General features: G+C 45.1%; 19 protein-coding genes. 14 read left to right on the top strand and 5 right to left on the bottom strand.

The annotated features are described in order from the left end of the window. Positions 1-142: 142 nt before the first annotated feature. Positions 143-1,111, bottom strand: coding sequence for a helix-turn-helix domain-containing protein (locus Ami103574_RS14760; RefSeq protein ID WP_163067719.1), 969 nt, complete (start codon positions 1,109-1,111; stop codon positions 143-145). Between the two features lie 333 nt (positions 1,112-1,444). Between Ami103574_RS14760 and Ami103574_RS14755 the strand changes: the two genes are divergently transcribed. From Ami103574_RS14755 to Ami103574_RS14710, 10 genes are all read left to right on the top strand, one after another. Then, entirely contained in the window at positions 1,445-2,377 is a 933-nt protein-coding gene (locus Ami103574_RS14755) for an ABC transporter substrate-binding protein (RefSeq protein ID WP_163067718.1), read from the top strand. A 20-nt stretch (positions 2,378-2,397) separates the two neighbouring features. Further along, complete coding sequence (locus tag Ami103574_RS14750) at positions 2,398-3,297, top strand: ABC transporter substrate-binding protein (RefSeq protein WP_163067717.1); 900 nt, start codon at positions 2,398-2,400, stop codon at positions 3,295-3,297. Positions 3,298-3,330: 33 nt separating this feature from the next. Beyond that, complete coding sequence (locus Ami103574_RS14745; protein WP_163067716.1) at positions 3,331-4,359, top strand: FecCD family ABC transporter permease; 1,029 nt, start codon at positions 3,331-3,333, stop codon at positions 4,357-4,359. Then, positions 4,356-5,369: a FecCD family ABC transporter permease gene (locus Ami103574_RS14740; protein WP_163067715.1), complete on the top strand. Its 1,014-nt coding sequence runs from the start codon at positions 4,356-4,358 to the stop codon at positions 5,367-5,369. Before Ami103574_RS14745 ends, Ami103574_RS14740 begins: the two co-directional genes overlap by 4 nt. Before the next feature lie 10 nt (positions 5,370-5,379). Continuing rightward, a complete protein-coding gene (locus Ami103574_RS14735; protein ID WP_163067714.1) occupies positions 5,380-6,201 on the top strand; it encodes an ABC transporter ATP-binding protein in 822 nt (273 codons plus the stop codon). Then, positions 6,198-7,922 (top strand): ABC transporter ATP-binding protein, encoded by a 1,725-nt coding sequence (locus Ami103574_RS14730; RefSeq protein WP_163067713.1) that lies wholly within the window; start codon positions 6,198-6,200, stop codon positions 7,920-7,922. Before Ami103574_RS14735 ends, Ami103574_RS14730 begins: the two co-directional genes overlap by 4 nt. Positions 7,923-8,344: 422 nt before the next feature. Next, on the top strand, positions 8,345-9,418 hold the full coding sequence (locus Ami103574_RS14725; RefSeq protein ID WP_170295614.1) for a sulfate ABC transporter substrate-binding protein: 1,074 nt from the start codon (positions 8,345-8,347) through the stop codon (positions 9,416-9,418). A 98-nt stretch (positions 9,419-9,516) separates the two neighbouring features. After that, a complete protein-coding gene (cysT, locus tag Ami103574_RS14720) occupies positions 9,517-10,365 on the top strand; it encodes a sulfate ABC transporter permease subunit CysT (protein ID WP_163067712.1) in 849 nt (282 codons plus the stop codon). 1 nt (position 10,366) lies between these two features. Continuing rightward, a complete protein-coding gene (gene cysW / locus Ami103574_RS14715; RefSeq protein WP_163067711.1) occupies positions 10,367-11,176 on the top strand; it encodes a sulfate ABC transporter permease subunit CysW in 810 nt (269 codons plus the stop codon). A gap of 4 nt (positions 11,177-11,180) precedes the next feature. Then, entirely contained in the window at positions 11,181-12,239 is a 1,059-nt protein-coding gene (locus tag Ami103574_RS14710; RefSeq protein ID WP_163067710.1) for an ABC transporter ATP-binding protein, read from the top strand. A 96-nt stretch (positions 12,240-12,335) separates the two neighbouring features. On the opposite strand, the gene Ami103574_RS14705 is transcribed toward Ami103574_RS14710, so the two are convergent. Then, positions 12,336-13,367 carry a LacI family DNA-binding transcriptional regulator gene (locus Ami103574_RS14705; RefSeq protein WP_163067709.1) on the bottom strand — a complete coding sequence of 344 codons (1,032 nt, stop codon included), beginning with the start codon at positions 13,365-13,367 and terminating at the stop codon, positions 12,336-12,338. Positions 13,368-13,614: 247 nt separating this feature from the next. On the opposite strand from Ami103574_RS14705, the gene Ami103574_RS14700 reads away from it, so the two are divergent. The 4 genes from Ami103574_RS14700 (at position 13,615) to Ami103574_RS14685 (ending at position 19,260) form a co-directional block, all read left to right on the top strand. Further along, a complete protein-coding gene (locus Ami103574_RS14700; protein WP_163067708.1) occupies positions 13,615-15,411 on the top strand; it encodes an adenylyl-sulfate reductase subunit alpha in 1,797 nt (598 codons plus the stop codon). Next, on the top strand, positions 15,401-15,715 hold the full coding sequence (locus Ami103574_RS14695; RefSeq protein ID WP_163067707.1) for a 4Fe-4S dicluster domain-containing protein: 315 nt from the start codon (positions 15,401-15,403) through the stop codon (positions 15,713-15,715). The genes Ami103574_RS14700 and Ami103574_RS14695 overlap by 11 nt, the downstream gene beginning before the upstream one ends. Positions 15,716-15,826: 111 nt before the next feature. Continuing rightward, complete coding sequence (gene cysD / locus Ami103574_RS14690; protein WP_163067706.1) at positions 15,827-16,720, top strand: sulfate adenylyltransferase subunit CysD; 894 nt, start codon at positions 15,827-15,829, stop codon at positions 16,718-16,720. Continuing rightward, positions 16,720-19,260 carry a PLP-dependent transferase gene (locus tag Ami103574_RS14685; RefSeq protein ID WP_163067705.1) on the top strand — a complete coding sequence of 847 codons (2,541 nt, stop codon included), beginning with the start codon at positions 16,720-16,722 and terminating at the stop codon, positions 19,258-19,260. The genes cysD and Ami103574_RS14685 overlap by 1 nt, the downstream gene beginning before the upstream one ends. 83 nt (positions 19,261-19,343) lie before the next feature. Here the strand turns inward: Ami103574_RS14685 and Ami103574_RS14680 are convergent, their stop codons facing one another. The 3 genes from Ami103574_RS14680 to Ami103574_RS14670 all read right to left on the bottom strand — a co-directional run bounded on the left by Ami103574_RS14680 (position 19,344) and on the right by Ami103574_RS14670 (position 23,117). Further along, the gene (locus Ami103574_RS14680) at positions 19,344-20,750 is read right to left on the bottom strand and encodes an alcohol acetyltransferase (RefSeq protein WP_207710507.1); all 1,407 of its coding nucleotides are present in this window, start codon (positions 20,748-20,750) and stop codon (positions 19,344-19,346) included. Positions 20,751-20,904: 154 nt separating this feature from the next. Then, positions 20,905-22,446, bottom strand: a complete 1,542-nt coding sequence (locus Ami103574_RS14675) for a sensor histidine kinase (protein WP_163067704.1) — start codon at positions 22,444-22,446, stop codon at positions 20,905-20,907. Beyond that, on the bottom strand, positions 22,443-23,117 hold the full coding sequence (locus Ami103574_RS14670; protein ID WP_207710506.1) for a response regulator transcription factor: 675 nt from the start codon (positions 23,115-23,117) through the stop codon (positions 22,443-22,445). The genes Ami103574_RS14675 and Ami103574_RS14670 overlap by 4 nt, the downstream gene beginning before the upstream one ends. Between the last annotated feature and the right edge of the window lie 161 nt (positions 23,118-23,278).

The following is a 23,278-nucleotide window of genomic DNA, read 5'->3' as shown; positions in this document are numbered from 1 at the left end:
CAAAGTAAATGTTTTTTAGCGTAAATACTTTATACTCTATATAGGGCGGTCGGGCTTGATACGCAACAATAAATAGTGACCATGTTGGCCTTTATCGTTCCGCTTATTTATTGTATGCTTGTAAGAATTGGTGTGTGTAAATTCACAAATTAAAAGCTTTTCTGAATTCACTTGGAGTCATCCCGTGAACATCTTGAAATGCAGCTGAAAATTTGGCTGCATTCTTGTAGCCGCATCTCTCCGAAATATCGCGAATACTAAGATGGTCTGCGGATAAGAGCTGCATGGCTCGTTTCATTTTTTCTCTGCGGATATAATCATAAAGGGGAATCTGATAGGTGTTTTTAAAACTAAGCCGTAGCTTGCTCTCGCTCATGCCGGCTGTTTTTACCAATTCTTCCATCGGTGGAACTTGAAGAATATTCTCGTCAATTTTTAATTTAACCGCATAAATTTTTTGTTCATTTTCCCATGTTACGTAGTTTCGGCGATTACTTCTTCGATCGGGAACGGCAGGATAGTTCCGGGCGATGGAGCACAGCAAGTGAAGTACCATCCCTTCATAAGCAAGCAGCGGCATATCTGCATTGCGCAATGCCCAGCGAATCTGCTCTAATATCAGCATGGTATTCGGCGTATTATAATGCTCTGTTTCCCACGATTTTGCATCTTCGATGCTGATTTTAGGCGGGGTTGTTTTTGATTGCAAAAAAGGCTGTAAAAAATCATCAAATACTAAAACGCTGGTAAAGCAAGTATGAATTCCTGAAGGGAAGGTCAAATGAAATGGTCGTTGGGGGTTAATCAACACGTGAGTAATTGGTGTAAAGGTCACTGCTGATTTTCCTTGCTGGGAATAAATCAGGTCTCCGCAGTCTATGCAGAAAATCCATAAACATGGCTTCTTTATGTCCACAGTGTGGACAATTTTTTTTTCGGGCGTAAACCAGGCGCTGGAGACGAACAAGCCTTCTGCGGGGCATGATTCAACAATCCATCCATTCGACCAGTGAGGGGGGAAGTCATACCCCGTTCCCTGACCGTAAGTGCGCTGATTTAAATTATATTTTTTCGCCATGGCACCCCATGAGGCGGTTTGATATTGATTCATCGCATGATTGCTCCCTTTCTAAATTATGTATCGGCAAATTATACCTTGAAAAAGAAAAAATAACAAGAATATAATACTCCAATTTGATTTAGTTATACTCCATATATATTAAAGTAAATGGTGATAAAAGTCATATGTCAATTCAGAAAACTAGGATTTAAGGGATAATAAGAAAATACCACTTCTTGTTAATAGGCGTAGGCTATATTGACAGATAAATTTTTTCATGTTAGTATTTCAAAGAGTTAGCTTAGACTAACTTCGGAGATGGAAAGAAAGTAAGCGCTTACTTTTCTGAGGAGAAGAGACCATATAATTTTAAGGAGAATTGATATGAAGAAACATGTATCCATATTTTGTGTTTTGTGTTTACTTTTATTTGTACTGACAGGATGCGGCGGCTCAGCCGTAGAAGGGCCTGAAACGTCAGATATGCACACAATCAGTACAGTGATGGGAGACCTTGAGGTTCCCAAAGAGCCCCAGCGTGTAGTTGTAAACTGGTACATAGGAGATGTGCTTTCTTTGGATTTAAATGTAGTTGGATACAGTGCTTGGGAGCAAGAAACCATGCCTTTTTATGAAAAGTTTTCTTCTGCGGCAAAAATGAAAAGTTGGGCAGCAGAAGATATTATGGCAGTAGAGCCTGATTTAATTATTACATACCAAGCAGAGGATTTTGAGAAGTTTGGTAAAATTGCACCCGTATTGGTTATCCCAGAAGAAGGGGTAAGCTCCATTGAGCGTCTACAGATCATTGGTGAGGCTACAGGCAAAGAGAAAGAAGCGGAAGCTTTAATTGCAAATTTTGAAGAGAAACTGGCAGCAGCAAAAGCAGAACTAAACGGTGAAAAGTACCAGGGAAAGACCTTTAGTATTATGGAAGACTGGGGGCCATCCGGTGATTGGAACGGGATCGCATATGAGACGGGTTCCAGAGGCGGTACTTTAGTTTACAATTATCTTGGGTTGAAAAAACCAGCAAAGCTGGAGAGTCTGATTGCAGAATCTGGAAACGGTAGAGGGACGTTAAGCTATGAGGTTGCCCATGAATATTTTGGAGACTATATTTTATGGTTTCAGCAGGAAGGCAAAGAGTCTGAATATGCAAAGACCGACATCTGGAAGAGCATTCCGGCAGTTGCAGAAGGCCGAATTGCAGAAATTCCAGCAATATACCAAGGTTTGTTCTATTATTCTGATGTAGCTAGCTTAACGGCACAACTGGATTATACGGTGTCTGCCATTAAGAGCATGTCAGAATAGAGTGAGAGGAAGTAATTTTCATGTTTAGGAAAAAAAAATATATCGCAATATTTCTCCTGGTGCTGGTCATTGGGCTTGTCTTTTCTGCATGCGATACAGAAGTACAAACTGGCGGTGAAACGAGAATGGTAAAGACTGCACATGGAGAGGTAGAACTACCAGCAGATCCGCAGCGGATTCTTGTTACTTATTGCATGGGGGATGTCTTAGCCCTTGGGGTGAAGCCCGTGGCAACTTATGACGTTGTAGGAACCGCATATGAAAAAGAAGTGGAAGGTTTACCGGTTTGGCGTAAATTTGAAGCAGAAGAAATTTTATCTTATGATCCGGATTTAATTATAGTGGTGAACCAGGAGCAGTATGATGTCGCTTCCAAGATTGCGCCTACAGTATTACTTCCGTTTACAGAATTATCAATGGAAGAACGGGTGACTTTCTTAGGGGAGGTACTAAACCGCCAGCAGGAGGCGGAAGAGGCCATCGAAAAGTTTGAGGAACAACTCAACCAAGCAAAAGAAACACTACAGGAAAAAGGGATTTTAGATAAAACCGTAAGCATTTTTGAGAAAGATGCAAACGGAGGACTGTGGGTGTTTGGGGACAAATGGGGCCGCGGCGGGGACTTGATTTACAGCCACCTGGGATTTAAAGCTCCAGAGATTGTTCAAAATGAGATTATTGCAAAGGATCAGTACCGAGAAGTCTCCATGGAAGTAATCCCAGATTATGCAGGAGACTATTTAATCCTGTCAGGAGAAACCAATCAACTGAATGGAAACCCTATTTGGGATTCTCTTCCCGCAGTAAAGAATGGCAGAACGATTCCAATTGATTTTACATTATTTTACGATATCGATATTTATTCTTCTAGTGTACAACTGGAGTATCTTCTAGATGCGATGTTAGCTATGCCAGAGTAACTGGAACGCTTCCCCGGAAAGGAACAGACTTCTATGAAACTTTTATCCATGAAGCAGCGGCGCAAAGGCTCCGCTGGCTTTACTCTTTATATGCTTCTTGGATTTGGACTTTTAATTTTCCTATCCGCTGCATCTATTTCCTTTGGTGCTGCTGAGATGCGGCTTTCTACCGCTTGGGAGGCAATTTTTCGATTTGATCCAAACTTGACAGAACATCAGATTATTCAAACCCTTCGCCTTCCCCGAACTGCCGCTGACCTCATTGTGGGGTGCAGCCTGGCAATTTGCGGAGCCATTATGCAGGGAACGACGCGCAACCCCCTTGCTGACTCTGGATTGATGGGAATCAGTTCCGGTGCCACTTTCGCTATGGCCTTGTGTATGGCATTTTTACCGGCCCGCACGTATGGACAAACCATGCTGTTTGCCTGTATCGGCGCGGCAGTAACCACTGCCATAACCTATTTCATTGCGTCTTTTGGCAAAAGCGGGATGACACCCCAGCGCCTTGTTCTGGCAGGGATTTCTATTTCTATGCTCTTTGGCGCATTCAGTCAGTACATTTCTATAAAGTACCATCTGGGCCATGCGCTGGCCTATTGGACCGCAGGCGGAACGGCAGGTGCTAAATGGAGCGAACTTTTGATGATTTTGCCGCTTTTCGCAGTAGGTGTGTTGACAGCCATTGGGCTCTCGCCTTCAGTTACTGTATTGAGCCTGGGGGACGAGGTAGCAACAGGATTGGGCTTAAAAACTCGCTTTGTCAAAGGGATTTCTACACTGATTGTCTTGCTGCTTACAGGAATCTCTGTCATTATTGTTGGGCCGGTTGGCTTTGTTGGACTGATTACTCCCCATATTGTGCGGTATCTGGTCGGTGTAGATTATCGGTATATCATTCCAGCGTCTGGACTTTATGGCGCCGTACTCACCGTTTTTGCAGATCTAGTAGGAAGATTAATCAACAAGCCCTATGAGACCCCAATTGGCATTATTTTTGCTGTAATCGGTGTACCGTATTTTCTCTACCTTGCAAGGAAGCAAAGGAGGGAATTTGAATGAAAAAACAGCGTTACTCCCTAAATCACGGAATGTTTCTTTTGCTAGTCATGGCTGTCATGGTGGTAGTAGTTGCCGTAATCAGCATGAACTCAGGCAAGATGAATCTTACTCCGTTGGAAGTCTGGGATGTTATCTTAGGAAAAGGTACCGCAAAACAAAATTTGATTATTTATGAATTTCGCCTTCCGCGCATTATCTTAGCTATCCTTGTTGGTGTTGGAATGGGCATTTCTGGCTGCATTATGCAGAGCCTGCTTCGAAACGATATGGCAAGTCCTGGTACGTTAGGCATCAGCTCTGGCTCCGGTTTATTCGTGCTCATTTTTGTTATATTGTTTTCTGCAAAGACAGCCTCTTCTGCTAGCTTAATGCCATTACTTTCTTTTTTCGGTGGAATGACTGCCGCTGGCTTGATTTTTCTGCTTTCTTACCGAAAGGGCAAAGACATCTCTCCTACTGGATTGATTTTAATGGGTGTTGCTCTGGGAAGTGGATATGGAGCCCTAACCACGCTGCTTACCCTCAAGCTGGATCAGAATCAGATGGATTTCATCCAGCGATGGAGTGCAGGCAGTTTATGGGGCGATGAATGGCAGTATCTTGCTGTTTTGATTCCATGGACGTTGATTTTATGCGGATATGTATTTTATAAAGCACATATCTTAAATACGCTAAACCTCGGCAATGAAACGGCCGCCGGACTTGGGGTGGCAGTAAAACCTGAATTTATAGGTTTATCTGTAGCAGCTGTAGCACTTTCTTCGGGAAGTGTATCCCTAGGAGGAAACTTTTTCTTTGTAGGCATGATTTCTCCCCATATGGCAAGAAAATTAGTGGGGCCAAATCATAAACTTCTACTCCCTGCATCTGCCCTTTGTGGTGCAATTGTTGTACTGTTTGCAGATACACTGACAAGAACTATCAGTCTGGGAGCAGATGTACCTACGGGCATTGTAATTACAGTGTTGAGTACACCATACTTTTTATATCTATTGGCGAAAGCAAATTAAGGAGGGCAATATGAACAGTATTGAAACAAAAGATTTAGACATTGCCTACGATGATGCCGTGATTGTAGAAAATTTAAATTTAGCCATTCCTCATAAAAAAATTACTTCCATCATTGGGCCCAACGGATGTGGAAAGTCTACTATATTAAAAGCGGTTGGGCGCATTCTTAAACCGAAGAATGGCATGGTATATTTGAGCGGAGAAGATATTTCAACACTTTCTACAAAGGAAATCGCTAAAAAGATGGCAATCTTACCGCAGACACCTAGTGCGCCCAGCGGCTTGACGGTAAGTGAGCTGGTTGCATATGGAAGATTCCCCCACCAAAAGGGATTTGGAAAGTTGACCGCTGAAGACAAAAAAATTGTGCAATGGGCTATATCGGTAACCAAACTTATGGATTTAGAGCATCGGGAAGTGGATACGCTGTCTGGCGGGCAGCGGCAAAGAGTGTGGATTGCCATGGCACTTGCTCAGCAGACGGATTTAATTTTGCTTGACGAGCCCACAACTTATCTCGATTTAGCCCATCAGCTTGAAGTGCTGGAGCTGCTTCACGAACTGAACCGCAGCCAGGAATGCACCATTGCCATGGTTTTACATGACTTGAATTTGGCAGCCCGTTTTTCTGATTACATGATTGCCGTGCGCGGCGGAAAAATGATTCAGCATGGCAGCCCGGAGGACGTAATGGTCCCCCCTGTATTAAAGGAGGCTTTCTCCATTGATGCTGAAATTGTCAGAGATCCAAGAACCGGACGACCGGTATGCTTGACCTATGACCTCTTACATACAAAAAGCTTTTCTGTAAAGGAGGCGATGGCTGTATGAAAACTGCACTGAGGATATTTCGAGAGGCAAGAACGTACTGGATTTATCTGATTCTTGCGGTTTGTGCCCTCGTGGTATCCACGGTAGCCGGATTTTATACTCCGTGGGCATTAAGAGAATTAACGGCACTGGCCACGGAAGGAAGCAGCGATTTTCAAACACAAACCTTGCGTATCGGTCTTTTTCTTCTAGGTGCTACGGCGCTTCAAGCGGCAGGCAACTCTGCGGCAGGATATCTGAATCATTATGCGGCTCTTCATTATGTGGCAGATCTGCGCAAGCGGCTCTACGGGAAGTTACAGCATATGAGCCTGCGATATTTCCATAAAAGCAGAACAGGGGACTTGACCGGTCGTGTAGTGAATGATGCCCTGGATGCAGAAGTGCTTTTAGCCCACGTGATCCCAGATTTTCTGGTAAATATTCTGACCTTTATTGGCGTGGGAGCTTTGCTGTTTACGATTAACGCAAAACTTGCCTTGATGAGTTTGATTACGATTCCTTTTCTACTGGGGATTACCCTTTGGCAGAGCCGTCATGTGTCGCCAACCTGGAAAGAAAATTCCAGGGTTAGAGGAGAACTTGCAGGGACTGTACAGGATAACCTTTCGGGCATCAAGGAAATTCAAATCTTTAACCAGCAAAGCCATGAAGAACGCAAAGTGGCAGAGCTTTCTTTACGCCACAGTTTAGCCTATCTCCGCGCAAGTTTCTTTTTTGAAACAACCTATCCATTGCTGGCCTTTGTCACGGCGCTGGGAACGGTGATTGTAGTCGTTTATGGTGGCTATTTAGTGGGAATTGAAGAGGTGAGCATTGCGGATATTGTTGGATTTATCATGTACCTTTCGATGTTTTATGGGCCGGTAAAGAGTTTTTCTGGTCTTGTAGAAAAGGCAGGAGAAGCGGGGGCGGGATGCCGCAGGGTATTTGATGTTCTTGATGAAATCCCAGAAGTAAAAGAAAAAAAGAATGCAAAAATATTTCAGCAAGTCCAAGGTGAAATCGTGCTGAAAGACCTCTCTTTTGCTTATCAGGAAGAAATTCCGGTAATGGAAAATATAAACCTTACCATTCATGCAGGGCAAACGGTGGCTTTGGTTGGGACAACAGGTGTCGGTAAGAGTACCATTGCCAACTTAATTAATCGGTTTTATGACCCTCAAGAGGGGGCGGTTCTAATTGATGGAGTTGATATTCGGGAAGTGACCCTCTCCAGCTTACGGGATAACATCTCCATGGTTCTTCAAGATACCTTTCTTTTTAATGGTACCGTATATGAAAACATTGTGTATGGTTGGAAAGATGCTACAAGAGAAGATGTTATTGCGGCAGCAAAAGCAGCAAATGCTCATGATTTCATTGAGAAAATGGAAAGGGGCTATGATACGATTATTGGCGAACGCGGCATCTTACTGTCTGGCGGACAAAAACAGCGGCTTGCTATTGCTCGTGCAATTTTAAGGGATTCTCCTATTTTAATTTTAGATGAAGCGACTTCTGCTTTGGATACAAAAACAGAGAGGGAGATTCAGGCGGCTTTAGACGAGATTTCAAAGGAGCGAACGACATTGGTGATTGCCCATCGGCTTTCTACGACGCGGGATGCTGATTTGATTGTTGTGCTGGAGGGAACGGGTATTGCAGAGATGGGGACACATGATGAGTTGATTGGCAGAGGCGGTATATTCTCTCGCCTCCATGAAGTCCAGGCCTCGTAGATTTTAAGAATAAAAGATTATCAGACAAAGAAAAAAGGGTAGACAAGAAAAAGCTTGGCTACAGTTGGAAAGAAGCATAGGTTGAACTATGCTTCTTTTGTTGTTAGTTAAGATATTTATTTAAAAGAAAAGCATGACACTGAAGACGAACGAGTAGTAAAGGCTCTGTAGCGGCACGCAAACGATTTACAAATTTACTGTTGCAAGTGAATAGATTTTTTTATATGATGTATTTCATACTAAACATACAGGAATAATATGAATTTGCCCAACTGGTCATATGAAATGAAGGAATGTGATATGACCAGAATATCAAGAAAAGCTACAGCTTAAATGCGAACGTAGGTGAGCGAAGAATGCCTCTCAGAGGCTTTTCTCATAATATAGAAACAAAAAATATAAAAGAAATGAGGGTATTATCTATGAAAAACAAATCTTTGTCTGCCAAAAAACTGCTGGCTGCAACATTGAGTCTTGCGCTGATGACAGGAGTTTTCACTGGTTGTGTAGGAAATGGCAGTCCTGGCGCAAATGAAGACGGAAATGCCGACGGGAAAGCACTGGCCAAGGTCGAAATCACAAACGTATCTTATGATCCAACCCGCGAGCTTTACGAGCAGTACAATAAGCTTTTTCAAGATTATTGGAAAGAGACAAAAGGTCAAGAGGTGGAGATTACACAATCCCACGGTGGATCGGGGAAACAGGCTCGCTCGGTGATTGAAGGCAACGAAGCCGATGTGGTGACTTTGGCTCTGGAAGGGGATGTGGATGAAGTGCGCAAGGCTGGATTAATCAATGACGGCTGGGTGCAGGAATTCTCCAAGAATAGTGCTCCGTACACCTCTACCATCGTCTTCCTGGTTCGCAAAGACAATCCCAAGAAGCTGAATGACTGGTCCGATATTGTGAAACCTGGTATCGAAGTGATCACACCAGACCCTAAAACTTCTGGAGGGGCTAGATGGAATTTCCTGGCGGCCTGGGCGTTTGCCGATAAGCTCTACGGAGGGGATGAAGCAAAGAGCAAGCTGTTCTTAAAGAAGCTTTATGCCAACGTGACAGTTCTGGATTCCGGAGCACGAGGGGCGACCACCACGTTTGTTGAAAACGGTCAGGGGGATGTGCTTCTCGCATGGGAAAATGAAGCTTTTCTAGCCATCAAGGAGCATCCGGGTGAATTTGAAATCATTACACCCAGCCTGAGTATTTTAGCGCAGCCTTCCGTGGCGATTGTCGATGCCAATGTTGAAAAGCACGGAACGGAGGAAGTGTCAAAGGCGTACCTGGAGTACCTTTATTCCGACGAAGCACAGCGGCTGGAAGGGAAGAATTATTATCGGCCTTCCAATCCAGACATCCTGAAGGAATTCAGCGATGTATTTGATCTCAAGGTCACCCTGGTTAATATCGACGACGAATTTGGCGGCTGGACGGCCGCAACGGAGAAGTTTTTCGCAGACGGGGCCATTTTTGACCAGATTTATAGCAAATAATTCCTTGAACAATCATTGGCGTGTTCGGCAAATTGCATTTTGCAGTTCTAGTCAGCCACGGCAATTGAAATGAGAGAATGATATTGGGGGATGTGCATATGCTCAGCCTGAAAAATAAAAGAAAAAGAAATAATACAGTAATTCCGGGATTCGGACTTTCCATGGGCATCACCATTACGATGCTCAGTCTGATTGTACTTATCCCTTTATGCTCGGTACTGCTCACTCTTTCGGATACAACTTTTGCAGGTTTCTGGCAGAATATTACAGATGAGCAGACTATGGCCACTTATAAAGTCAGCTTTTCTTGTGCGTTAATTGCGGCTGTCATCAATGTCAGTTTTGGGATTCTTCTAGCTTGGATTTTAACACGTTACCAATTCCCCTTGAAAAGCTTGCTGGATGGCTTGATTGAATTGCCCTTCGCTTTGCCCACCGCAGTTGCAGGTATCGCCCTTACTACGTTGTATTCTGACAAGGGCTGGATCGGCGCCCTGTTTGATAAAATCGATGTAAAGATTTCCTATACTACCATAGGAATCACTATCGCCATGGTCTTTATCGGCATTCCTTTTGTTGTGCGGTCAATCCAGCCTGTACTGGAAAAGCTTGACCCACAGTTTGAGGAAGCGGCTACGGTGTTGGGTGCCAGTAGATTCCGTATCTTTTGTAAAGTCATTTTACCAGAGATCTTGCCGGCGGCGTTAACTGGCTTCGGTCTGGCTTTTGCACGGGCTATCGGTGAATATGGGAGTGTCGTGTTTATTGCAGGGAATATCCCCTACAAAACGCAGATAACGCCGTTGATTATCATGAGTAAGCTAGAGCAGTTTAACTATGCTGCTGCAACGTCAATTGCCCTGGTGATGATTCTATTTGCATTCGTGATATTGTTTGGAATCAATGTACTCCAGGCAGCAATAAACAAAGTAGCAAGGGGGTCGTAGTTTGAAAAGTAAAATCGTTCAAATCGTGTTGATTGGTTTAGGCATAGCCTTTCTGGTTGTCATGCTGATCTTGCCGCTGATTACGGTGTTGGTTTACGCTCTTAGGCAGGGCTGGGAGACCTTTGGGGCAGCAATTACCGATGATTATGCCGTCAAAGCCATGGAACTTACTCTTTTTGCTACGTCTATCACGGTTGTGATTAATACCGTGTTTGGGCTATTTGCGGCCTGGGCAATCACCAAGTTTCGATTCCGGGGCAAGCAGGCCTTGACGACGTTGATTGATATTCCCTTTTCCATCTCGCCTATCATTGCTGGTCTCGTGTTTATACTGGTTTTTGGGCGCATTGGCTGGGCTAATCCCCTGGTAGAGGCGTTGGGAGCCAAAATAGTCTTTGCCGTCCCCGGAATTGTACTGGCCACAATTTTTGTGACATTTCCTTTTGTTTCTCGTGAATTGATTCCGCTGATGCAGGCCCAGGGCAGCGATGAGGAAGAAGCCGCCGCATTGATGGGAGCCAATGGGTTTCGAATTTTTCGCAAGATTACTTTTCCACATATCAAATGGAGTCTGCTCTACGGTGTGATTCTGTGCACTGCCCGTGCACTGGGGGAATTTGGTGCAGTTTCTGTTGTGTCAGGCCATTTGAGAGGGAAAACCAACACACTGCCCTTGCACGTGGAGATCTTGTTTAACGAATTTAATCTCACGGCGGCATTTGCGGTTTCTTCCATATTAGTGGTATTTGCGGTGATTATTCTGATTTTGCGCTTCATTGTCGAGCGTCGTGTTAAGAGCAAGGAAGGGTGATGTTATGTATGTTGAATTAAAAGGCATTAATAAAAAATTTGGTGGGTATCAGGCATCAGATAATGTGAGTTTTTCCATCCAAAAGGGGAAACTGATTGGACTTCTTGGCCCTTCTGGCAGCGGCAAAACCACTATCCTTCGCATGCTTGCAGGGTTGGAGAACCCCGATAGCGGGGATATTCTCATCGACGGAAAACGGGTGAACGATATTCCGGCCAGTCAGCGGGGAATTGGCTTTGTATTTCAAAATTACGCTCTTTTCCGTTATATGACCGTATTCGATAATATCGCTTTTGGTCTTGAGGTGCAGAAAAAGGATAAAGCATACATACGCCAGCGGGTTAATGAATTGGTTCGGTTGACCCAGCTTGAAGGGCTGGAACAACGGCGGCCACATCAGCTTTCGGGGGGACAGAAACAGCGGGTTGCTTTCGCCCGGGCCCTGGCCCCCAATCCACATCTGCTGCTTCTTGACGAGCCTTTTGCTGCAATTGATGCAAAGGTTAGAAAGGAGCTGCGTACATGGCTTCGTGAAACCATCAATAAGGTGGGCATCACCAGCATCTTTGTTACCCACGATCAGGACGAGGCGGTAGAGATTGCGGATGAAATCATCATTACCAACCGTGGACGCATCGAGCAGATTGGTACTCCGGTGGAAATTTATAAAAATCCTTCTTCCCCCTTTGCTGCCAGGTTTATCGGGGAGTCCTTGACCATTGAAAACTATGGTGAGCTTCATGGATTTAAACGCCATGAGAAGTACGACAGTGCAGTAATACGCCCTGAATTTATCAGCGTATCAAAGGTTAATAAGGTGATTTATCCCCATGCCTCGGAGCAGGGCATCATTGAAGACATTTTCTTTCGAGGAAATAATTTTGAACTACATCTAAATATTGGTGATAAAAAACTTATAGCGTACCGTTCTCTTGAGGATGAAGCATTGGCAGTAGGAGATAAGGTCAACGTCTTGATTTATCGGCTATATCTCTATAATGATGAAGAGGTATTGTTGGTGGAAAACGCGTCATTGAAAAGTGACAATACCATTGTCATCTGATAAAAAGGTTCGTGAATTCCCAAGGGAAGACACGAACCTTTAAGTTCTCTTGCTTATATGTAGAATATGCGGAGAAGGCAGCGGAAAGGGGCTGTTTTAAGTAGAAGCAGGATATTTTACCACACTCTCTCGAATCATCAGCTTATTGGGCAGAAAGATTTTCATCGGCAGCCTGTGGCGCTTGTTGATTCGATCTAGCAGTGTTTGCACCGCGATGTTACCAAGTTCTACAATGGGCATTTCCACCGTGGTCAGCATGGGAGAGACATAGGCGGAAAGTTCGATGTTGTCCATACTGATCACTGAAAGCTGGCTGGGAATTTTGATTCCTTCTTCGCTGAATCTGCGGACCGCGGCAATGGCTGTAATATCCGTGGCACAGAAGATGGCCGTGGGAAGTGGCTTTGCCTGTTTAATCATTTTGTCCGCGCCCATATAGCCACCGTCGCCGTTCTGCTGACACCGACAGACCAAGTTTCCGTCAGAATCCAGTCCGTGCTTAGTCACCATATCTGAAAAAGCTTGGTATCGGACTTCATTGACAGATTCTCCAAGGTAACCAATTCGTTTATGCCCGCAGGAAATCAGATACTCCAGCGCAATCTTCGTCGCACTGTAGCCATCGCAAATTACTTGATCCCAATTGCAATCCATCACGTTTCGGCCGACATACACCTTGTTCCTGTAGTGCTTATCAATATAGCTCATGGCTTCAGCACTGAACCGGCCTAAGACAATTGCACCGTCGGTTTCTGGAGTATTTGTGCGAAGCTGCAGGCCGGCACTATCGACATCAAAGATCGAATAGCTGTGGCATACGCAGCAGCCTAGGTTTAATGCCTGTTGCTCTATGGACCGGGCTACCTGAGCAAAAAATGGATTATCTTCCAGGGTTTTTGTTCTGCCTAAGATGCAGGTTAAGGTATAGGGATTGCTGGAGGCAGAACGGTTCTGTTTTAGTTTCAGCGCTCGGGCACTTTGATTGGGAACGTAGCCAGTCTCTTTAATAATCGCCCAGACTCTTTCCCGCACCTCTTTTCGAGCAAAGCTGTCATCAGGAGAATTGATGATCCGCGAAACAGTGGAAACCGATACCCCTGCAAGCACCGCAATTTCTTTCAATGTCATCTGTGGGTCCTCTTTTCTATATCATAGTATTCATATATGTTTATGTGGTTTTTGTAATATTACAACGAATTGATGACTTTTACAAGTGAAATCGCTTCTGTTTACAAAATTAAATGTATAACGTTTGCGCGATTAAACTGTGATGAAATCAGCACGAAAGGGGTATAACGTTTGCGTAAATTACACTAGATTTTCTCTAATAGTGATACTATACTATACTAAAATTGTATGATAAGTAGGAAATAACATGTTTCTAAAGACAGAATACCTTAATACAGATTTTTTAATCATCGGCGGAGGTACGGCAGGATGCTACTCAGCACTGACCTTTTGCGAGCACTCGGCGGGAAGTGTGCTGATCGCTGAAAAGGCAGATATTAAACGGAGCGGATGCTTGGCTGCCGGTGTTAACGCCATCAATGCTTACATTGTTCCGGGGAAATCCCCTCAAGATTATGTGGAGTATGCCCGAGTGGATGCCCAGGAAATTGTGCGGGAGGATTTACTTCTTACCATGGCAGAAGGGCTTAATCGTACAGCGAAAAAATTGGAAAAGCTTGGCCTTACCATTCTAAAGGATGAACAGGGAAAATATGTAACCCGGGGAAACCGTAACATTAAAATCAACGGTGAAAACATCAAACCTATTCTGGCGGAGGCAGTTTCCGAACAAGAGCAGATTACGGTTTTAAACCGTGTTAATGTATTTGAGTACATCGTGAAAGACAACCGGGTTCTCGGTGCGTATGGTATAAGCGTGGATGAACCCATACTGTATGTCCTCTCGGCAAAGGCGGTGCTGTGCGCTACCGGCGGTGCTTCTGGGCTGTATAAGCCAAACCACCCCGGTTTTTCCCGGCATAAAATGTGGTATCCGCCCTTTAACACTGGAGCCGGTTATGCCATGGGCATTCGGGCGGGGGCAGAAATGACCACTTTTGAGATGCGATTTATTGCCTTAAGATGCAAGGATACCATTGCTCCCACAGGCACACTGGCCCAGGGGGTAGGCGCAAAACAGATTAACAGCAGAGGTGAGGTATATGAGCAGAGATATGGAATCACCACCTCCCAGCGGGTGCATGGGACGGTGACTGAAAACCTGGAAGGCCGAGGGCCCTGCTATCTCCGCACGGTGGGCATTACCAAGGAGCAGGACCAGGATTTGCAGAAGGCCTATCTTAACATGGCACCCAGCCAAACCCTGAGATGGCTGGAAAGCGGATTGACGCCCAGCGTACAAAATGTAGAAATTGAGGGCACTGAGCCCTATATCGTAGGAGGGCACACCGCCAGCGGATATTGGGTAGATGTCTGCCGGGAGACAACGATTAGAGGCTTGTTCGCAGCAGGGGATGTGGCAGGCGGCTGCCCACAGAAATATGTCACCGGTGCCTTTGTGGAAGGAGAGATCGCCGCCAAGGCCGCCTTAAAATATACGCAGGCGCCCACAGGTAAAAGGGCTGTTTTGGAGCCGACGAGTGGCTTAGATTCAGCGGCAAGCCCTGTCGGTTTCCTCCTGGACAGAAAGGCAATAGAAGTAAAAAAACAATGGCTGGAGGATTTCTTAAACAGTAAAGAGATGTCACCGACAAGCGATAACCTGGAGCAGCAGATGCAGGAGGTCATGGATGAATACGCCGGCGGCATCAGTCAGTCTTATCGTTACGATGAACTCTCACTGAAAAAGGCGGCAGCCAAAATTCGTGAGTTGGAACGTCAGCTGGTTTCTCTGCCAGCAGAAGACATGCAGGAACTGGTATATATATTGGAGCTCCGGGAACGCTTGACCTTATGCAAATCGGTGATTGCTCATCTGAAGGCACGGAAGGAAACCCGTTGGCATACCTTCGCCGAGCATCTGGACTATCCAGAAAAAAGTGATGAGTGGCTGAAATTTGTTAATTCCAGGCAGGATAAAGCAGGAAGGCTTCACATTCTTTACCGTTCGCTGAATCCGGCGCCAGATAAAGACTCCAATAAGAGGTTGGGGAAAAGGCCCCCTAAAGGAGCAGATAAGGAGGGCAGCAGAGATGAGTATTGAGATCCTGCGGGAAAGCTGTATCGGCTGTGGGAAGTGTACCACGGTATGCCCCGGAACTTTAATTCGATTGACGGCCGATGGCAAAGCGCATATAAAGTACCCTGAACGCTGTTGGGGCTGCACGTCCTGTATTAAGGAATGTCCCTGTGAAGCGATTTGCTTTTATCTCGGTGGGGATTTAAATGGTCTCGGAGGTAAGTTGACCGTTCGGCGTGAAAAACAGCTGCTTCACTGGACCGTGAAAAAAACTGACGGGAAGCTGGAGACCATTACGGTAGATGGCAGAGATTCCAATAAATATTAGGGGCCTTTTATACTATTTTAAATTTAAGTTGCAGCTGGCCCTGCCAAAAGAAAAAATAGTATAACGATTTCCCTGGTTTTGAAAATATGACATGTTAGGAGAAGTGAAGAAGTGTTGACACATTTAAATAAACTGGAAGCCGAAGCGATTTATATCTTTCGGGAAGTAGCCGCCGAGTGTGAGAAGCCGGTCATGCTCTATTCCATCGGCAAAGATTCCTCGGTTATGCTGCATCTGGCTTTGAAGGCTTTTTATCCTGAAAAGCCGCCTTTCCCGTTTTTACATATTGATACAAGCTGGAAGTTTCGCGAGATGATAGAGTTCCGAGACAGACGGGCGAAGGAATTGGGAATTAATATGTTGGTTTATCGGAACGAGGAAGCCATTGCCCAGGGCATTAATCCGTTTGACCATGGGGCCGCATATACCGATATTATGAAAACTCAGGCTCTCAAGGAAGCACTGACGACCTATCAGTTTACGGCAGCTTTCGGTGGAGGACGGCGAGACGAGGAAAAATCCCGTGCTAAAGAACGGATCTTCTCCTTCCGCAACGAGCATCACGCATGGGACCCAAAAAATCAGCGGCCGGAGATGTGGAAGCTTTACAATACCCAGCTTTATAAGGGGGAAAGTATGCGGGTGTTCCCGATTTCCAACTGGACGGAAAAGGATATCTGGCAATATATTCAGCAGGAAGAAATCGACATCGTACCGCTCTACTTTGCAAAGGAGCGCCCCGTTGTATACCGAGACGGCAACCTGATCATGGTGGACGACGACCGGATGAGATTGCTGCCAGGAGAAAAGCCGGAGCTCAAAAAAGTACGCTTCCGTACGCTGGGCTGCTATCCACTTACCGGGGGAGTGGAGTCCCATGCAGAGACGCTGGATGAGGTCATCACCGAAACTTTGGCGGCGGCGACAAGTGAGCGCACCAGCCGCGTGATTGACAAGGAAGCTGCAGGCAGCATGGAGCGCCGAAAGAGAGAGGGATATTTTTAATGAGCAAAGTAGAAAATGGACTTTTAAAATTTATTACCTGCGGCAGTGTGGACGATGGAAAATCCACTTTGATCGGGCATATTCTATACGATTCAAAGCTTCTGTATGCGGATCAGGAGCAGGCTCTCGTCCTAGACAGTCAGGTGGGCAGCCGGGGCGGCGAAATTGACTACTCTCTGCTGCTGGATGGGTTGATGGCTGAGCGGGAACAGGGCATCACCATTGATGTGGCCTACCGCTATTTTACCACAGAAGCCCGCAGCTTTATTGTGGCTGACACGCCGGGGCATGAGGAATACACCCGCAATATGGCGGTAGGGGCTTCCTTTGCCGATTTGGCGGTAATTCTTTTGAACGCATCTCAAGGGGTGCTATTACAGACTCGGCGTCACGCAAGAATCTGCGCACTGATGGGAATTAAGCACTTTATATTTGCAGTCAATAAGATGGATTTGGTGGGATATGAAAAGGAACACGTTGATCGCATATCTGTGGAGATATCCCAACTGCGTGAGGAATTATCTCTGGAAAATGTAATGATAATTCCAATATCGGCTACCGAGGGCGACAATGTAACAAAACCCTCGGCAAACATGTCTTGGTACCAGGGTCCAACCTTGCTGCAGCATCTGGAAACTGTAGATATTGCCGGAAATCTGCCAGAGCCGGGGTTTTACATGCCTGTCCAGCGAGTGTGCCGTCCGGATCATACCTTTCGGGGTTTTCAGGGTCAGATTGAAGCGGGCAGCGTTCATACTGGCGATGAAATTACTGCCTGGCCCAGCGGCGAGACCGCAGTAGTGAAAAGCATCCTGGTGGCAGACAGGATGGCTGAATGGGCTTCTGCTGGACAGCCAGCCACCATACAGCTGGACCGGGAGGTAGATGTTTCCCGGGGATGTGTGCTTGAAAAGGGTGCAAGGCTGAGGGTTGGGAACAGCTTTTCCTCCTTTTTGCTGTGGATGGATGAGAGCCCGCTGACCGTGGGAAAAGAATATTGGATTAAAATCGGCACGAAGGTGCATACCTGTATTGTGAGCAGCATTCAATACAAGGTCGATATCAACAGTGGAGCACATCTTCCAATCCAGAGCTTGCGTAAGAATGAAATCGCTTTGTGTGATATTACTGTACCACTACATATTCCTTTTGCGGAATTTGCTGTACATAAGGCACTGGGTGAGCTGATTCTGATTGATCGGATAGCTCACACCACAGCAGCCTGTGGCATCATTCAACAGGCAAATAAAACGGCAGAACGGGAGTCAAGTCAAGTCTCCCGGCCAGACAAGGAGCAAGGAATGGGATTAAATACGAGGCTTCTGCAAGGGACGTCACATCCTCTTGAGCCGACAGGCTCCACCTTGCCACCCATTTATCAGGCTTCAGCCTTTGCTCATGAATCCGCGGAAAAGCTGGAAAGCGTATTCGCAGGCAAATCACCAGGGTTTGCCTACACGCGTATTTCCAATCCGACGACTCTTGCCTTTGAAAAGCGGATGGCTCAAATTGAAGGCGGTGTGGATGCGGTTTCTTGTGCATCCGGCATGGCAGCGGTATCCATGGCCCTTTTGAATATCCTGCAAAGTGGGGATGAAATCCTCTCTGGAAGCGGGCTTTTCGGCGGCACGCTGGATCTGCTTAAAGACCTGGAGTTCTTTGGCATCACCACTCGCTTTTTAGAGCATATGACAGCGAAGGAAGCGGGAAAAAATATCACCGACAAAACCAGGGTGATTTTTACCGAACTAATCGGCAATCCCCGCCTTGATGTAGTGAACATTCGGGCACTGGCGGATGTTGCAGAAGCGAATAATATTCCGCTAATCATTGACAGCACCACCGCGACGCCAGCCCTGATTCGGCCCCTTGAGCACGGAGCCCACATCGTAATCCATTCTTCCTCTAAATACATAAACGGAAGCGGAGACGCTATTTCCGGTGTTATTGTGGATGGTGGGAAATTTAAATGGAATGTTGAAAAGTTCATTCCTCTTGCAAAATACAGAGCAATGGGGCAATTTGCCTACACCGCCCGGCTGAGGCAGGACATCTGGCGAAATTTTGGGGCCTGTTTGGCCCCCCAGAACGCCTACCTCAATTGTATCGGATTGGAGACTCTGGGAATACGAATGAAAAGGCTTTGTGAAAACGCTTTGAATCTGGCGGAATTCCTATCAAAATTTCAGGCCATCCAGTGTGTAAATTATCCGGGACTAAACGCAAGCCCATATAAACCGTTGATTGACGGCCAGATGGAAAAGGGGATGGGCGGCGCAATTCTGACGGTTTGTACGGGGACTAAGGAAAAAGCCTTCAGACTGATCAACAGCCTGAAATATGCTCGTATCGCCACCAATATCGGAGACGTCCGCACACTGGTCATTCATCCGGCCTCTACGATTTACCTACATGCTTCAGAGAAACAGAAGCAAAATGCGGGTGTTTACGATGATTTGATTCGTATCAGCGTAGGGTTGGAGGACATTGCGGATTTGAAAGCCGACTTTGCACAGGCGATTGAAAATATGAACGACTAAGTAGATTAAGACGAGAAATGTATTTAACGATTTAAAAATAGGAGGCCCCTTTGAGGTCCTCCTATTTTCAGTTTTCTTAGTATTTATATCCACCGTATAGGAATTAACTCGTGCAGCAAGCGGGACGGAGGTTTAAAGCTTATTTGGGGAGGCTTAGTCTCTGCCGCCGCGTAAGCCGGATAGCGGATTCTGCCGTCTGCTGGCAGCGTATCGGTTTCAATCCAGCCATTGGAGTAGATTTCAACGTCCAGTCCTGTTTGCTCGGAAATCAAATGGAAAAAAAGTTCTATTACATCGGATTCAACGATATTGCTGGCAAAAGAAATATTTAATTTACCCCCCACGGAACAGATACCACAGGTAATAGAGGCCGCTTTTTTAGGAGAGGGAACCACCTCTATCATGTCAATATATTGTGCCATCGACTGGGGCAGCTTGATATTCCCCAGGTTGCTCAAGAGAGCAGTTGTCGCCCGGTTCGATCGTTTTGATACAAAATCGATTGCTGCTTTTTTTATGAACCAGGGCAGAATCCGTCCAGCCAGCATTTTTTCATATCCCACAAAGGTATTTATCCTGCCGGATAAATTTTCTTTTGTTATAGAAGATTTCATTTGTGTAGTTACAGAATTCATCTGTTCATCAAAGGTTTGTTCAGAAGCTGCCGGAAGACTTACACTGATTTGCGAAACAAAATTTCTCAGGGTTTTTGACGGGAACAGCCCCCGCAGGTTAACAGGTATACCAATCCGAATAGGGTGATGGCTTTGACCCTGCTGAGAAGCGGATGAAGAAATCGCTTGGGCGAATACCGTGGTCAAATACCCTGTTATGGTGGTTCCTTGATGGTGTACATAATTCTTAAGAGGTAAACTAGAGATGACACCATGAATGACATTCGTCCTAGGGTTTGCAAGAACGGTTCCCTTAATGGCACGGGCTTTTCGTGTCTCAAATTTTGATTTTTTGACGTGTTTCTGATAATACCTTAAACAACCATCCTCTTCCTCCTGTTGATCCGGTACACTTTCTGGCAGCAGGATTATTCCCTCATCCTGAACATCTTTTCCAATTAGGAGTAAGTATTGATATACTAACGATTTTAAAAATTCCATCGCGCCCATGCCATCTGTAAGCGTGTGGAAACACTCCAAGGTAATTCGGCGGTCCAGATACATGATTTTAAATAAGTACTCATTGTTTTCTTTGATTCCCATAATCGGCCCACAAGGATAATTGGATTCTTTTTGTACTACCAGCGGATTGCTATTTTCATAAAGGTAAACCCAAAAAAATCCTTGTTTTAATTTGACGGCCATTGTGTGGAAGCGTTTGATTGTTATTTCAGCAGCTTGCTGAAGTGCGTGGTGGTCAACGTTTTCGGTCAATATTGCCGAAAGACGAAAAACACAAGTGTTTGCATTCTTGGTCACCGCAGGATAGAGCTTTGCAGTGTTATCGAGGCCATACAGTCGTTTCATTCCAATCATCTCCAGATTTTATTTATAAGATAAAAGCGATACTTCTATTGTTGTAAAACCATCATACCGATGTCGTGTAAATTGAATTTAAATCAAAAAATAAAAAACAATTTTACCTAAAAGATAAAATTATTTTTTATCTGTGTGAAGAAACACGGTATACCTATAGGGGCAGGGATACTGTAAAGGATGTTCCTGCTCCTGGCTCGCTTTGCACGGTGATTTTGCCGCCGTGGGTTTCCACCGTTTTTTTTACGATGGAAAGTCCCAGACCGCTTCCTTTTTTCGTGCGTTCCCTTGATTTGTCCGCTTTGTAAAATCGTTCAAAAATATGTTGCTGCGCCTCCGTGTCAATCCCAATGCCGGTGTCAGATATTTTACATTCCACAATATTTTCCAGCTGGTGTAAATCCACCTGTATACTTCCACCCTCCGGTGTAAACTTAATACTGTTATGAATGAGGTTTACCCACACTTGGCTCATCATATCCTCATCCGCTGTGACGGTTACACTGTCAAGAAAGGCCGTCATATTAATCTTTTTTTCGACCCATTGTGGTTCACAGCTTAGGATTAAGGATCGAAGCTGTTTATCTAACCGATATGGTTGGGGTTGAAATTTTACGCTGTCCGAATCCAAGGCAGCAAGTTTTAGCAGGTTCTCACTTAATCTGGATAACCGCATTATTTCAGTTTCAATAATATCCAGGTAATGTTTTCGTTCTTCCGGTGTTAATTCATCATGGTGAAGTACATGGGTAAACCCTTTGATTGAAGCAAGGGGAGATTGTATTTCGTGGGACACGTTAGAGATAAACTCCTGTCGCATATTTTCCGTCTGCTTCAAATTCAAGGCCATCTCGTTGACACCCTTAACTAATTTTGCAAAAGGTTCATCTTCTTTCAGGCTGTGATTGAGCTGAACGCTAAAATCACCCTTGGCGATGCGTTCCAATGTGTCCATCACCTCAGAGAGCAAACGAATATTGCTTGTAAAACTAGAATGCTTGAGATACCAACGAAGCAAGAAAAAGACCAGTATACAGGAGTAATACCAAAGAAGATGAAAAAATGGGGGAGCCTCATCTGGCACGCCTTGCCCCATAAAAAGAGCGTACAGAACAAAAGCCAAAAAGTAAGCAACAACCAATCCCCCCAAAATGACCGCCGCGCTTACAACCGTTATGGCTACGCCCTGAACAATTTCCCTTCTGCTGATAAATCGGTTACCAAAAGGCAGCTTGGCCCATAGGAACTTTTTGACCAGAAACAAAAGGAGCACCCAGAGTAGGATGTTAAGACTCCAAAACTCACGAGTGGTTTGGGCTTCTGGCATAAACCGAATGATTCCGTAGCTGATACTGGTGAGCCCATGGGCAACGGCAAAACAAATCAGCAGAATCCCAATGATCATTAAAACTAAGGCAATCTTGCGGATATTTATTATTTTGGAGTTAAACTCAATCCCAAATAATGACCTGATTTTTTTATTTTTTTTGGCTAACCAATACGTTAATATCCACGCCGCAAAAGCAAACACATAAAAAGGGGAAACCATGTCATCTGTTATTTCCCGCCCTGAAAGTAAAACCATTATAAAGCCCACAGTAACGGTAGTGGTAAAAGCAATAGCAAAGCAGATGATTAGCCCGGACAACTCTGAAATCGTGTCTTCTGCAAAGCCGACAAGCTTATTTTTTTTCATAAATCCACCTCCAAGCGATAGCCCAAGCCTCGGATGGTTGTGATTCTAAAAGCACATTTTTCCTCTGGGAAACGCTGGCGCAAACGGTTGATATGCACATCCAGAGTCCGTTCGTTTCCTTCAAAATCATAGCCCCATATATCTTCAATCAGCGTATCACGAGAGAAGGTCCGTCCGGGTTGCCCGGCTAATTTGAACAAAAGCTCAAATTCTTTAAGGGGTAGTGTAATTTTCTCTTGACCGGCAGTTACTTCATAATTCTTTTGGTTCATCACCAATCTCCCGATTTGCACCCGTTGAGAAGCGATGATCTGATAGCGTTTTAACAAGGCCTTGACCCTGACCACCAATTCCATCGGTTCAAAAGGTTTCACCAAATAATCATCTGTTCCGAGCTGAAAGCCTTTTACTTTCTGTGAAGTTTCTCCCTTTGCTGTCAGCATGAGCAAGGGAATATCGTAATATTCCCGAAGTTCCCGGCACAGCTCAAACCCGTCCATATTGGGCATCATTACATCGAGAATAGCTAAATCAACTTTTATGGTTTCCAATTTAGAAAGGGCGTCCAGACCATCGCTGGCCTCATATAGGATAAAGCCCTCTTCCCGCAAAACTACCTTGACCAACTCACGAAAATGCGGGTCATCGTCAACAACTAAAATCTTATTCACTATAAGGCTCCTTTCTGGGGTTAACCACATAACCGAGGCAGTGTAGCAATCCAATATAAACTGAAATTAAATAGAGGCGGGCTCCTTCAGACTTTATTATAGTATAACACAAAAGCATCTAAACCTGAGAAGATGATACAGATTGATAAAGTTAAGATTTA

The sequence above is a fragment of the Aminipila butyrica genome (assembly GCF_010669305.1).
In the GTDB taxonomy this organism is placed as follows: domain Bacteria; phylum Bacillota; class Clostridia; order Peptostreptococcales; family Anaerovoracaceae; genus Aminipila; species Aminipila butyrica.
The sequence above is the reverse complement of the archived record's forward strand: the minus strand, read 5'-3'. Positions and strand labels throughout refer to the sequence as shown.

What these genes read in the sequence shown, in the direction of transcription:
- Ami103574_RS14760 (WP_163067719.1), bottom strand. Translation starts at nt 1,111, where the DNA reads ATGAATCAATATCAAACCGCCTCATGGGGTGCCATGGCGAAAAAATAT.
- Ami103574_RS14755 (WP_163067718.1), top strand. Translation starts at nt 1,445, where the DNA reads ATGAAGAAACATGTATCCATATTTTGTGTTTTGTGTTTACTTTTATTT.
- Ami103574_RS14750 (WP_163067717.1), top strand. Translation starts at nt 2,398, where the DNA reads ATGTTTAGGAAAAAAAAATATATCGCAATATTTCTCCTGGTGCTGGTC.
- Ami103574_RS14745 (WP_163067716.1), top strand. Translation starts at nt 3,331, where the DNA reads ATGAAACTTTTATCCATGAAGCAGCGGCGCAAAGGCTCCGCTGGCTTT.
- Ami103574_RS14740 (WP_163067715.1), top strand. Translation starts at nt 4,356, where the DNA reads ATGAAAAAACAGCGTTACTCCCTAAATCACGGAATGTTTCTTTTGCTA.
- Ami103574_RS14735 (WP_163067714.1), top strand. Translation starts at nt 5,380, where the DNA reads ATGAACAGTATTGAAACAAAAGATTTAGACATTGCCTACGATGATGCC.
- Ami103574_RS14730 (WP_163067713.1), top strand. Translation starts at nt 6,198, where the DNA reads ATGAAAACTGCACTGAGGATATTTCGAGAGGCAAGAACGTACTGGATT.
- Ami103574_RS14725 (WP_170295614.1), top strand. Translation starts at nt 8,345, where the DNA reads ATGAAAAACAAATCTTTGTCTGCCAAAAAACTGCTGGCTGCAACATTG.
- cysT (WP_163067712.1), top strand. Translation starts at nt 9,517, where the DNA reads ATGCTCAGCCTGAAAAATAAAAGAAAAAGAAATAATACAGTAATTCCG.
- Ami103574_RS14710 (WP_163067710.1), top strand. Translation starts at nt 11,181, where the DNA reads ATGTATGTTGAATTAAAAGGCATTAATAAAAAATTTGGTGGGTATCAG.
- Ami103574_RS14705 (WP_163067709.1), bottom strand. Translation starts at nt 13,367, where the DNA reads ATGACATTGAAAGAAATTGCGGTGCTTGCAGGGGTATCGGTTTCCACT.
- Ami103574_RS14700 (WP_163067708.1), top strand. Translation starts at nt 13,615, where the DNA reads ATGTTTCTAAAGACAGAATACCTTAATACAGATTTTTTAATCATCGGC.
- Ami103574_RS14695 (WP_163067707.1), top strand. Translation starts at nt 15,401, where the DNA reads ATGAGTATTGAGATCCTGCGGGAAAGCTGTATCGGCTGTGGGAAGTGT.
- Ami103574_RS14685 (WP_163067705.1), top strand. Translation starts at nt 16,720, where the DNA reads ATGAGCAAAGTAGAAAATGGACTTTTAAAATTTATTACCTGCGGCAGT.
- Ami103574_RS14680 (WP_207710507.1), bottom strand. Translation starts at nt 20,750, where the DNA reads ATGATTGGAATGAAACGACTGTATGGCCTCGATAACACTGCAAAGCTC.
- Ami103574_RS14675 (WP_163067704.1), bottom strand. Translation starts at nt 22,446, where the DNA reads ATGAAAAAAAATAAGCTTGTCGGCTTTGCAGAAGACACGATTTCAGAG.